This window comes from Shewanella sp. GD04112 (assembly GCF_029835735.1).
Taxonomy (GTDB): Bacteria; Pseudomonadota; Gammaproteobacteria; order Enterobacterales; family Shewanellaceae; genus Shewanella.
In genome coordinates this window covers 1,411,029-1,423,252 of the sequence record NZ_JAOEAL010000001.1, presented here as the reverse complement: position 1 = coordinate 1,423,252, position 12,224 = coordinate 1,411,029, and the positions used below count along the sequence as shown (strand labels likewise).

Sequence of the window (12,224 nt, the reverse complement as noted above, 5' to 3'; positions counted from 1 at the left end):
CTTGTTTTTGGGGAGAAGGTTATAATCTCCCGCCGTAAAAGAGGTAGGTTATGACACAGGGATACACACTCTCACTCGCGCACATCAACGATACCCATTCGAATTTTGAGCCCAGCCGCGTACAATTTTCCCTCAATCTAGGGCTTAAAGCCTTAGATATCACCAGTCACAGCGGTGGCTATGCACGTCTAGGGTATCAGATTCGTCAGGCACGTGACCGAGCCGCACAAAGCCAAATGCCGTTTTTATTTTTGCATGGTGGCGACAGTTTCCAAGGCACGCTGTATTTCAGCCATTTTAAGGGTAAGGCCAACGCCCATCTGCTGAATTTACTCGCACCCGATGCCATGGTGATTGGTAATCACGATATTGATGAAGGCAATGCGCGGCTCGCCGAATTTGCTAAGCAAATCGATTTTCCGCTGCTAGCGGGGAATATGGACTTGAGCCAAGAGGATATCCGTAAGCCGGGTAACCTGCGTACTGTGGCGAATATTCTGGCCTATGATGAAAATACTCAGCTTGCCAGCTACCTCGAAAAGCCCTTCTACGACAAAAAGCTCGCCGTCATCGGCATTACTCTGGATCAGATGAAAGACATCGCCAGACCCGATCCCGATACCCACTTTGTAGATGCGATTGCGACCACGGCGCGCACCGTCGAGCATCTGCATGCTAAAGGCATTAAGCACATTATTGTACTGAGTCACTTAGGCTTAGATCAGGATAAAAGGCTTGCCGAACAAGTCGATGGTATCAGCCTTATCGTCGGCGGCCATACCCATACCTTGCAGGGCGATTTTAGCGCCTTGGGGTTAAGCAATATTCCCTATGGCGAAACCATCAATGGCACTCCTATCGTGCATGCGGGGAAATACGCCGAAACCTTAGGCTTGGCCGAGATTGAATTTGATGCAGCTGGCCGCGCGATAAACCTAAAGGGTGGCAACTACTTTATGCTCGATAAACAGTTTATGTTGAGTTCGAGTGAGCAAGTGGATGACACCGACTATCAAGCCGTGCAGCAACGCTTTAATGAGCATCCCTATGTATTGTGGGATGATGCCGATGAAGACATTCACGGCGTGATCCACGATATCTATCGCCCCGCGATTGCCGAGATGGAAAACAAAGTCTTAGCCCTTGTGCCTAAGAATCTAGTGCATACCAGACTGCCATCTAAGGCATTACCCCATGGCAGCGAAATCGCCCCTTGGGTGAGCCGCAGTATGTTTCAAGAGGCCAAACTTGAAGATCCCCGCATCCACTTTGCCCTGCATAACGCGGGCGGAGTAAGGCAATCGGTCGCCCAAGGTAGGCTCACCCTCGCCGATGTGTTGGGGCAATTGCTGCCCTTCGAATTGCCATTAGTCAAATACGAAATCCAAGGACAGTATTTATACCAAGCGCTGGAGTCGGCAATTAACGCCGCGACAAACAACAGTGTGCGCGGTACGGGTGCGGGCAGCTTCCCCTATACCTATGGATTACGTTATTACTACGATGGTAGACGCCCATTAGGGGAGCGCTTGTTCAAGCTTGAAATGATGCAGCAGGATGGCTTATCACTCTGGTATCCAGTGCAGCCCGATGCGCTCTATGTGGGGGTTTCTACCTCTTATACCGCGGCGGGGAAAGAAGGTTATCACCCACTGTTACAGGCACGCTGGCAGGAGTCGATTGAAACGCTCACCCTACCACAGGCTTTTATTCGCTTCCTCAATCGGGCGCCCAACCCCAATTTAGCGGATTTGCTCTCCCCCCATGTGCATTACACCAGCCATATAAAGCGCTCAGTGTAAGCGCCTAGTGTCAGGGATTTATATCAGCGCTGCCACAAAGTCCAGCCCTCTTAATTCATCACAGTACTTAGGGCGTGTTGACGTTTCAGGGTTATTTTTGCAGCAGTTTGGCTGGCGTTTATGCAAGGTAAAGTCCGTGCAGTGTAGTTATTCTACATAAACGGACGATAACGCAGCAGAAACGCCAGCCAAACGCTGCCCGAAGGGTTCGTCTAGCAAATTCGTTCTCTTTGTCACTCGTCATTTGAGTAGAATAACTACACATCATTCCTCGTTTCGCGAGCACGAGCTTGCCAGAACGAACAAAATTTAATCTCGAAACGTCAACACGCCCTAGCAATGGTTAAGTACTGTGATTCACTTCATCCAGTACCCAAACGCACTATCGACATCTCACTAAAACAACCAGTCGCAATGGGGTAAACGTTCGGCAAACCACGCCTGCGCTTTGCCTTGATTCCCCTTGCGCCATGCGAGAAACACCGGCTGCGCCGGTCTTGGGATCTCAACCTTACACGCGACTAATGCGCCTGAAGCGAGTTCTTCGCGGATCAAATGTTTGGGAAGATAACCTACACCCAGCCCGAGTTGCTGCGCTTTAATCTTGGTCTGCATGTTCGGCACGCGGATAACTTGGCGACTATCAAACAATCCACTTGAGCGCTGCGCGAGCGCCGTTGAGCTGTCGGCCACCACCACGGAGGGAAATTGCAACAGGGCTTCGGTCGGGATGGGATGGTCAAACTGTGCCAAGGGATGGTGAGGCGCAAGGGCAAACACGAATTCAAGCATGCCGATTTCGACTAAGTGATATTGCCCCTTAGGTAACTCCCCGGTGACCCCAATGGCAATATCGGCGCGGCCCGAATACAGCGCATCCCAACCGCCACCCAATGACTCCTCGGTGATATTGATGGTCACCTGTTTACCTAACTCGGTAAATTCAGCAATCAGTTTAAGCAGTGGTAAATCGGGCACCACAGTATCTATGGCTAAGGTTAATGCCGACTCCCAGCCCGTTTCGAGTTGCCTAACCGCCTCTTCAAGCCTAGCGGTAGCAGCTAAAATCTCCCGCCCTTGGCGTAATACCAGCTGGCCAACTAAGGTCAATTCGGCGCGCTGGCCCTTACGTTCAAATAATTTTACCCCTAAGTCGCTCTCTAATTTCTGCACTGTGTAGGTCAGCGCCGATGGCACCCGGAATAAGGATTCGGCCGCCGCCGAAAAACTACCTTTCTTATCAATAGCATCAAGCACTATCAAACCATCTAGACTCATCACAGGTAACATAGCCACCTCTTATTCAAATTTTTTGAAATAGACTTTGAAAATGTTCCGATTTTCTTTCCATCAGGTCAAGACTAGACTTTAAACCAATGGAGAGATTAACGCTAAGCCTCCACCGACTAACCCATTAACGACATAGTTAAAAAATTTGAATTAAGGAACATCCCATGAAAGCACTTATCACAAAATTACTGACCTCTGCCCCAAGTTTCGCCCCATTGGCCCTGCGTATTCCTATCGGGATCATCCTCATGGCCCACGGCTCGCAAAAACTCTTCGGCTGGTTTGGTGGCTACGGTCTAGAAGGCACAGGACAATGGATGGCATCCATCGGCTTAACCCCTGGCTACTTAATGGCGCTGATGGCGGGCTCGAGCGAATTCTTTGGTGGCTTGCTGATCATTATCGGTTTACTGACTCGCCCAACAGCACTGGTATTGTCCTTTACTATGGTGGTCGCGATCTTCTCGGTCCACATTGGTAACGGTCTGTTCCTCAGCAATAACGGTTATGAATTTGGTTTAGCCCTGTTAGCCGCCACTGTGTCTCTGGCCGTGTCAGGTGCGGGTAAACTCAGTGCCGACAACCTGTTAGCCGCACGCTTAAAATAAGGAGGAAATGATGATCCGTATACGTAAAGCGCAGGACCGTGGGCAGGCAGATTTAGGCTGGTTAAAGAGCCAACATACCTTCTCGTTTGCAAGCTACTACGATCCGCAGCATATGGGCGTGTCTTCCCTACGAGTCATTAATGATGACAGAGTTGCGCCTGGCGCAGGGTTTGAAACCCATGGCCATAAAGATATGGAAATCATCAGTTATGTGATTTCAGGCACCATTGCCCATAAGGACAGCTTCGGTAATGTTAAGACCTTACCAGCGGGTGAGTTTCAGTTAATGTCTGCTGGTAAAGGGATTTATCACAGCGAGTTTAATGCATCAAACACTGAGTCTCTGCACTTTTTGCAGATCTGGATCCAACCAGACACCTTAGGCATTGATGCGGGTTATCAGCAAAAGGCCTTCGAGCAAACCTCGGCGCTGACCGCCGTGGTCACCCCAACGGGTGAAAATGGCACCTTGAAAGTACAGCAGGATGCGACCTTGTATCGCCTTATGCTGGCACCGCAAGAGCAAGTGAATATGCCGCAGCTTAAGCCACAGCGTCAGCTCTATGTGCAACTGGTGGAAGGTACGCTTAAGGTCAATGACCAAGTGCTCATCCCTGGGGATGGCGCACATATCACCGCCGAAGAAGCGGTTCGATTTAGTGCCGCGGGCAGCTATGTCACCGCCCTAGTGTTTGACTTAGCCTGATGAATATTGTGACCAATAAAAAACCGCCAAGGAAACGAGGCGGTTTTTTTATTACTGATCGTACGGCCAGAGAAGAGCAGTCTTTCCAAACGCGAACCTATGATAAGGACATAATCAAACTAAAGTTCACTAACACCTGCGCCCTGTCGTTTTGTTTATCTTCGGCGGTGAGATAGCGACGTAGTTCATTACGGCGAATGCAATTAAAACCCTGTTTCTCAAAGAAAGGACGCGCCTGATAGGAGGCTTCAACGGTAAGCCGTTTAAGATTACGGCTTTTAGCCTCTTCGAGCAGGGCTAAATACAAATGCGTAGCCACTCCGGCACGGCTGTATTCTGGGTGGACAAACAGACAATCGACTTCGCCGACCATACAATTGAGCTCTTCATCGGGACAGAGCCTTAAGTTGGTAAAGCCAACCAACTTGCTGCCTTCCTGCGCCACCCAAGTGGTGGTGTCTTCTAACTTAGCCAGCCAGTAGGCATCGCTTCGCGCCTCACCCTGATTTTGCGCCCAAGCTAAACGTTCGGTAAGCGAATAATATTCCTGCGCGCCCTCCATAACACTGGCGTTAAATACCGCCGCCACCTGTGCCACATCCGGAGGTGAAAATAAGCGTATCTGCATTGGAGTCCACTCCTATGGGTTAATCATGACCAATGGGCACATAAGCAGTGTATTCCCATTCAGTTACAGTTTTTTAGTCATATAAAAACTCGGCAATACCTGGCCCAGTTTTTGTTGATAGCTGCGCTGTTGTTGGACAAATCCGAGTTTAATAAACAGCCCGCGGGAAAGATAAGACGCATCGGCACTCAATTGACTATACCCCTGCTCCCTCGCCCACAGTTCTAGCTGTCGATAAGCTTGCTCCCCCAGCCCCTGCCGTTGCCAATCGGGATGAATATAGAGGCTATCTATATATCCTCTATGGTGAAAATCCGTTTCGACATTGATAAAACCTGCACAAATCTTAGATAAGCCCGCGGCATCTGTCACCAAAATAATCCATGCTTGGGAACGACTTAAGCGTAAATGCCAATGTTGACTCGAACGGGGTGCCTGCGACCAAGCCTTGAGCTGCGCGGCGTTATAACGCTCATGTTGTATTTGATGCACGCACTGATGAAAGAGTTCACTCACCGCACGCGCATAACAGCGCTGATAGGGGACGACTTCGACTGGCTTTTCGATTGAATTAGCGGCGAACACGAGTAATCAACCAAGAGTGTAAATAATCGCTATATTCTGCCGTGATTTAGATTCGAGCGATAGCATCAGAACGATAAGAAAAGGTTTGCCGCTGTAAACAAAACCGCCTCGAACAAGGCGAGGCGGTTTAGGAACTCATCGCAACATGAATGTTGCTAAGACATCGATTATTTCTTCTCGATTTGACCAACAAACAACAGCTTGTCGAAGGTGCGGTTTAAGGTTTTGCTGGTGAATTGATTCATCCACATTTGCTCAACCACGGCTACTTTGTCGCCTTTCTTCACTTCAGCTTCTGGGCCTGCTGCCCAAAACGTGTTGTCAGCTTCTTTAATTTGAACATAGGTGTAGCCGCCACCATTCATGGTATCAACCACAGTACCTTCATGAACGACGCCCTGTGCCCAAGCACTTGACATACCTAACGCTAAAGTTGCTACAGCCGCTAATTTTACCAATTTTGCCATCATGCCTTTTGTTCCTTGTGTTTTACTAATATGCGGCATTAAAACATGCCATAGGTAATAAATCGCCAATCTCTATCACGAAATACAACACTTATCGCAAAAGTAGGATTTTTATCGCTCAGTAGGGAACTCATTTCAATAGCGGTTTTAACATGCCCTCAAGGCCGTTGAGTTTGACCTCATAAATCAGCGCTAACTGCTCCCCTAATTTTCCCTTCGGAAAACCCTGTTGATGAAACCACACTAGATAGGGTTCGGGCAATTCTAGTAAGCGGCGACCGGCATATTTACCAAAGGGCATCACCTGATTCACGGCATCGATAAGCTGTTGTTGATCCATTGCATTACCACTTCAAACAAAAAACACACTCATAGGTGGATGCTACGCTATTGACGGACAAATGCCTAAAATTAACGAGTTGATTTAATCATGAAGTCATACTGCAAGCTAAGTGACTTGTGAAGCAAAACGATATGACTATTATCCTGCAAGTATCCGGCAAGCGCACTCAGGATAAGCCATCCACTTACCCTGAGTCAGGAAATAGAGATTAAGAATAGATTTTTCGCATGTTCGGCCCAAGATTGGCGCAGGGAGAATAGACAAAACCATAATCGCCGCAGAGTCGCTCCTCTTCGCCATGCACATTGATGCTGACACAGGTGCCTGGGGCGGCATGTTCATCAATATAAGTCATCACCCGCTCTAACATGATGCTAGCCAAGCCTAAATGACGATACTCAGGTAAAACAATAAAGTCCTCAATCGCCAAATGGTTAGCCTTATCGCCATACACGCAGCTGGTCGCGATGATTGACGGCGAGTTTTTTTCTTGTTCCCCCGTCACCCGAATCGACACCCAATATAAAGGCTGTAACGGATGACCCTCCCCCATTTCCACACCGATAGAGGGATGCCCCGCAGCATCACGTAGATTCAGCAGCTCATGAAATAAAGGTGCAGATTCAACCAACTCAAATTCAATAGGCATAAGCATTTTAATATCCATTTTGGCATCCCTTCACGAATGGTAGAAAAATCAAGGTGATTAGACGGCATAATAGGAAAATCCTAACTGAATTAGGTGGCAATTTGATGACATACAGAACAGCGACAAGACAACTTTCGACTGAAAATCATAAAGCAAAGAACAAGGTTTCAATAATATTTAAGAATAAATATCTAAAATTATATTCACAAAAGAAATATAAGAATTAAGACTGAGTCAATCGTTGCACTCGACTCAAGTAGTGACGCTGACTTAAATACGCCCAAAAGAATCACAAAAGCATTTTAAATCATGCAATTAACCACAGATTGACCTCATTTATCTTTGCTCGATATAAGAGTCAAATAAACGGCACACGTCACTGTAACGTCAAATAATAATCGCGCGACATTTTATAAAAAAACGTCAAAAATCAGCTAATTGACCTCAATTAACATAGGGTTTACATTCATTTGTGACAACAAGGTGCGGTAAAAGCTCGACACTTATAACAGCCGCCCAAGTGATACCCTAAGCATTGAGGAATTCGTCATGATAGTGTTAGTCGGCGGCGAAAAAGGCGGCAGCGGTAAGAGTTGCCTCGCACAAAATATCGCAGTATTTCTCACCACTGAATGTGGTGCCTCTGTCATCATGGTGGATTGCGATCCACAACGCACCACATCCGATTGGATCCAAGCCAGAAACAACAATCCAAAACTTGCTAGCATCAACTGTGTGCAACTTTATGGCAAAATCCGTAATGACTTGCTGAGTTTAGAGCAGCACTATGACTTCGTTCTCGTAGATTGTGGTGGACAGGATAACCTCGCATTAAGGGCAACCATGTCGGTGGCTTCCCATATCTTGATGCCGCTGCGACCAAAACGCCGCGACTTAAAAACCGTGAGCCATATGGATGATATCGTCGCCACTTGTAAGATGATTAACCCAAAATTACATGCCTCTTTCGTTATCACTCAATGCCCTAACCTGCCGAATCAAGCAAACCGTATTTTAGAGGCAAAAGAAGTCTGTAAAACATACGATATCAATGTATTAGATGCGATCACCTACAGCCGTAACATCTATGATGATAGCGAAGAATCGGGATTATCCGTGATGGAGATTGAGCCCAACGGCAAGGCTGCCAACGAAATCCGCGCCATTGCCTGCGAAATGTTCCAGGTTGACTGCGCCGCCTCATTAACGGCATTACTCAGGCCAAGCACGCCAATGGCCGCATCACGCAGTGCTATCAATCAACCTCAGCCAAATCACCTGAGAGGACAATATGGGACTCAGCGACCTCAAGAAAAACGCTATGCCATCTAGGGGTGGCGCGCAGCCCCTCTCCCTCGATGAGTTTATTGATGCCGCAACCCTTTATGCTATGGGAGAGACTCGCCTTCCGAGCACGGGCTCTGCCGTTGCGGTCGATTTAGTCAAAGAAGCCCAAGTCGAAGTCACGCTGGATTCTTCCAATGTAGTGACGTTACATCGACCACAAACGGCAACCAGACAGCTCGATGCGAGTATTGAAGAGGAGCGCCCACATTACCGAAAAGCGACGTTCTCCCTCAGTGAAGCGGCGATCAGCCATTTAGCCAAGCTCTCTGAAGAAAGTGACATATCCAAATCGAAATTGATCCGTTTTTTAATTGAACAACATTATGCCTTGCCCACCGCCTTGCGGCAGATGCGCGAGCAGCAAATAAAAAAATCTTAGTATCGCGCCATCTCCCACCCTTTTTCGGTGATCCAAGTTAATTCGATCACCGTTTTTTTTCGCCTCAAAACCCTACAAAAATTAAGACATAGTTTTTTATCAAGCCTATCCTTATTGTACAGTCGAGATGATTAATGCTACTTATTAGCATGTTAACACTTGTATCCGAGGGGTTATTCTTGTTAAAACCTTTGTCACTCTTACTTGTCGGACTGGGTTTCACGCTAGCAGCACCTGCCTTAGCGGAATTTTCCTTGGCACAAATACCCCCTCTTACGAACAAAACGCCCATCACCTTAGTCGCCGAAAAAGGCTTTTGGACTGACTACCTAACGCGGGAAATGTTACCCAAGTTCACCGAAAAAACCGGCGTTAAAGTCAATGTGGTCAGTACCGAGCTGGAAGGTATGTTCGAACTACAGACCCATGCATTGCTGCAAGGCGAAGGAAAATATGATCTGCTAACCATGGAGGCCGGCTGGGCAAAAGAGTGGGCCGCCAATGGTTATACCGTCCCCCTATTAGAACTCGCAAAACTCTACGATCCCGACGGTGAAAAAGCGATGGAAAGCTATCTCGAACCTTATTACCCATCCTTGCTGAATATTTTGTCCTATCACGGTGAGTTACACGCTATTCCCTACAACAACTACGTGATGGGAAGTCATTACCGCGCTGATTTATTTGAGAATAAAACCGAACAAACGCAGTTTCAGCAGCGCTTTGGTTATCCCCTCAAACCCGCGACTAACTTCGACCAATTGCAAGATCAAGCTGCGTTTTTTACCCGAAAAGCGGGTGAACTCCTCGCCGATAAACCGCTAAACCATGACTTTTATGGTCTCGCCTTAATGTCTGGCAATAAGCCCCATATTAACGATGAATTTTCGAGCATCATTTGGAGCTTAGGGGGCGCTTGGATGTGGCCTGTCTATAATCCGCAAAAGCAGATCACCCACTTCGAAGTGCCCGCAGTCAACCAAGAGGCGATAAAAGCGAGCGCTATCTATCGAAAACTCATGACTTACGCCATTCCAGCAGATGATAAATTTGCCTTCAACGAAGCAGCCAATGCAATGGCAACGGGACAAGTGGCGATTTGGCCCTTTGCTTACAACAACCTATGGTCAGCCTCCTTTAAAGTCGAAACCAACATACCTGGCGCTCGACTTGGCGTAGCCCAAGTGCCTGGCGGCATGCCCTATAACGGCGCCTACGCTTTTGCAGTGAGCTATGACAGTAAAAATCCGCAAGCCGCCTATTGGTTACTCAAATACATGGGCACCTATGAAGCCCAATATGCCTATGCTCTAGGAGGCGGTAATCCCTGTCGCATGGATGTCGTCACAGCCCCCGAATTTAAACAAGCTTCAAAAAGATCCATTGCCGGCGCCTTTGAGGCAAGCCACGTAGCAAACTTGTTTTGGTCAACTAAGGTATTGGAAGTTGGACACTTTACCACTACCGCTATGGGGCAGATTTATCCTGAGCTAAGCCATGCTTGCTATGCCGCAAGCCGACACGAAGCAAACAGTACCGATATTTTTATTGAATTAAGTAACAAAATTAAATACCTGCAGAATACCTATGGGGAAGTGCCTGCAATTGATAAGAAAAACAAATGAACTCGAAACGGCTCACCAGTCTTAAACATAAAATCACGCTAGCCTTATATTTCATCCTAGGCATGGCTCTGCTTAATGGCATTATCGCCATCCTATTGTCACAACAGTTAAGGACCAAAATAGAGCAATTGGTGAGCAGTGATGTGGTCAAAGTCACCACAGCGCTGCAATTGGCAAAAAACAGCGAAAGACTGCAAATTATCACTACAGAGCTGAATCACTACGATACCGAACAGCAGCGGCTCAGCTTACTGCAAGAGTTGACCCATCAATGGGAACAATTGCTGCAAGATACTAAAGTGCTGTTAAGTCTTGAAAATACGACTAATATCCATGAGGCATTAAATAGGACAATTGATACCCAGCTGTATTTCCAGCAACAACTGCCCTTGCTCGACACCCTGACCGACAGCGCCTTACAGGCCAAATTACAAGCACAAAATATTCAGGCGAACCTCGCGGGAATGTCATCGGCCTTTTCCATTGAGATGCAGGCGCAGCTCGACTCAAGCCACGAGCTCAACAGCAAGCTTATCGCCCAAAAAAATCTCACGGGAATAACCCATAACCTCAATGAGCATCAAAAAATCTCTGATTATTTGCATCAGGGTGAACACCTGTTTGTGCTGCTGGATGAAGTTAAAAACACCCAAACCACCATAGGACTCAACCGCCTGCAACGGGATGCAATGCGTCTTTTCCTCAAAATGGAGGCAGTCGCCGCCTCGATACCGCAGGATAATACGCTGTATCTCAACTGGTTATCTCAAATAAAGCAAAATATGGTGGGTAATGACAACCTGTTTGAACTATCACGCAACGCCTTAAAAAGCACCCACATCGCTAATGCGCATTTTGGCTATCAAGCCAATGCCGCGCGGGAAATTGCCAGCTTCACCCAAGTGTTAGTCAACCATGTAGAAGATGAAATCCAAGTGGCAAGCACTAACCTCAAGAGCGACAGCACCGCCTTCGTGATCCTGATTTTTTGTGGTGGGATAGTGTATTGCTTCTTTATCTGGCTGATCAGCTGGCACTTTATCGCCAAGGGAATTATCAAACCCGTAATCGCCACACGGGATGCGATGAATGCCATCGCCAATGAAAAACTCGATACCGAAATGCCGATTACCGATAACTTAGAGCTGCAACAAATGGTCAGCTCGCTGGAGACCCTAAAAACCTATGCCGCACAAGTCAAAGCAATGGCCGAAACCGATGGCTTAACGGGCTGTTATAACCGCCGTTATCTCGACAGCCAAATTAACAAGGAGTTGAATTACGCCAACGATCACAATATGCCACTCAGCATAGTGATGTTTGATATTGATAACTTTAAAGAATTTAATGACAAATATGGCCACGTCGTTGGCGATCAGTGTTTAAAACAGGTCGTCAATGCAGCCAAATCGATTCTGCAACGCCCAACAGATATCCTTGCCCGCTACGGTGGGGAAGAATTTACCTTGTTACTGCCCTCGAGCCACTGTGAAGACGCTTATAGAATTGCCGAGCGACTGCGCAAAGCCATCATCGCCCTGCATATTCCCCATGAGGATTCCTCCCATTCGGGATTAGTGACCATCAGCTTAGGTGTTGCCTGCTGGCAACCGTCACAATTAATCGACACCAATAGACTCCTTTGCCAAGCCGATGAAGCACTTTATCAAGCCAAACAACATGGCCGAAACCGCACTGAAGTTTTGCTCAACACCCCCTCACTTTATCCGTAAGCAGCACATCCTAGAGCGTTTTATTTTTAGCCAAAGCATTGAGTTCGCCTCGCTGAATCCCC

Annotated in this window: 13 protein-coding genes; 7 read left to right on the top strand and 6 right to left on the bottom strand. The window is 47.4% G+C overall.

Going from position 1 to position 12,224, the window contains the following annotated elements; translation table 11 throughout:
• Positions 1–50: 50 nt before the first annotated feature.
• Positions 51–1,802 carry a bifunctional metallophosphatase/5'-nucleotidase gene (locus N7386_RS06345; RefSeq protein WP_279767508.1) on the top strand — a complete coding sequence of 584 codons (1,752 nt, stop codon included), beginning with the start codon at positions 51–53 and terminating at the stop codon, positions 1,800–1,802.
• Between the two features lie 396 nt (positions 1,803–2,198).
• Here the strand turns inward: N7386_RS06345 and N7386_RS06340 are convergent, their stop codons facing one another.
• Positions 2,199–3,092, bottom strand: a complete 894-nt coding sequence (locus tag N7386_RS06340) for a LysR substrate-binding domain-containing protein (RefSeq protein WP_041412961.1) — start codon at positions 3,090–3,092, stop codon at positions 2,199–2,201.
• Positions 3,093–3,256: 164 nt separating this feature from the next.
• Here N7386_RS06340 and N7386_RS06335 point away from each other — a divergent pair, with 164 nt between their 5' ends.
• Both N7386_RS06335 and N7386_RS06330 read left to right on the top strand, forming a co-directional pair.
• Positions 3,257–3,700 (top strand): DoxX family protein, encoded by a 444-nt coding sequence (locus N7386_RS06335; RefSeq protein WP_011716306.1) that lies wholly within the window; start codon positions 3,257–3,259, stop codon positions 3,698–3,700.
• A gap of 10 nt (positions 3,701–3,710) precedes the next feature.
• Positions 3,711–4,406, top strand: coding sequence for a pirin family protein (locus N7386_RS06330; protein WP_279767505.1), 696 nt, complete (start codon positions 3,711–3,713; stop codon positions 4,404–4,406).
• Between the two features lie 97 nt (positions 4,407–4,503).
• Here the strand turns inward: N7386_RS06330 and N7386_RS06325 are convergent, their stop codons facing one another.
• The 5 genes from N7386_RS06325 to N7386_RS06305 all read right to left on the bottom strand — a co-directional run bounded on the left by N7386_RS06325 (position 4,504) and on the right by N7386_RS06305 (position 7,096).
• Positions 4,504–5,034: a GNAT family N-acetyltransferase gene (locus N7386_RS06325; RefSeq protein WP_011622007.1), complete on the bottom strand. Its 531-nt coding sequence runs from the start codon at positions 5,032–5,034 to the stop codon at positions 4,504–4,506.
• 63 nt (positions 5,035–5,097) lie between these two features.
• A complete protein-coding gene (locus N7386_RS06320; protein WP_279767503.1) occupies positions 5,098–5,619 on the bottom strand; it encodes a GNAT family N-acetyltransferase in 522 nt (173 codons plus the stop codon).
• Positions 5,620–5,786: 167 nt separating this feature from the next.
• Positions 5,787–6,089, bottom strand: coding sequence for a hypothetical protein (locus tag N7386_RS06315; protein ID WP_011622005.1), 303 nt, complete (start codon positions 6,087–6,089; stop codon positions 5,787–5,789).
• A 127-nt stretch (positions 6,090–6,216) separates the two neighbouring features.
• Entirely contained in the window at positions 6,217–6,426 is a 210-nt protein-coding gene (locus tag N7386_RS06310) for a DUF3820 family protein (RefSeq protein ID WP_011622004.1), read from the bottom strand.
• 211 nt (positions 6,427–6,637) lie between these two features.
• Complete coding sequence (locus tag N7386_RS06305; protein ID WP_011716301.1) at positions 6,638–7,096, bottom strand: GNAT family N-acetyltransferase; 459 nt, start codon at positions 7,094–7,096, stop codon at positions 6,638–6,640.
• 531 nt (positions 7,097–7,627) lie between these two features.
• On the opposite strand from N7386_RS06305, the gene N7386_RS06300 reads away from it, so the two are divergent.
• From N7386_RS06300 to N7386_RS06285, 4 genes are all read left to right on the top strand, one after another.
• On the top strand, positions 7,628–8,410 hold the full coding sequence (locus tag N7386_RS06300; protein ID WP_011622002.1) for an AAA family ATPase: 783 nt from the start codon (positions 7,628–7,630) through the stop codon (positions 8,408–8,410).
• The gene (locus N7386_RS06295) at positions 8,370–8,804 is read left to right on the top strand and encodes a CopG family transcriptional regulator (protein WP_176370371.1); all 435 of its coding nucleotides are present in this window, start codon (positions 8,370–8,372) and stop codon (positions 8,802–8,804) included. Before N7386_RS06300 ends, N7386_RS06295 begins: the two co-directional genes overlap by 41 nt.
• Positions 8,805–8,938: 134 nt before the next feature.
• Positions 8,939–10,429: an extracellular solute-binding protein gene (locus tag N7386_RS06290; RefSeq protein ID WP_279767499.1), complete on the top strand. Its 1,491-nt coding sequence runs from the start codon at positions 8,939–8,941 to the stop codon at positions 10,427–10,429.
• On the top strand, positions 10,426–12,162 hold the full coding sequence (locus N7386_RS06285; RefSeq protein ID WP_279767497.1) for a GGDEF domain-containing protein: 1,737 nt from the start codon (positions 10,426–10,428) through the stop codon (positions 12,160–12,162). The genes N7386_RS06290 and N7386_RS06285 overlap by 4 nt, the downstream gene beginning before the upstream one ends.
• Positions 12,163–12,224: the final 62 nt, after the last annotated feature.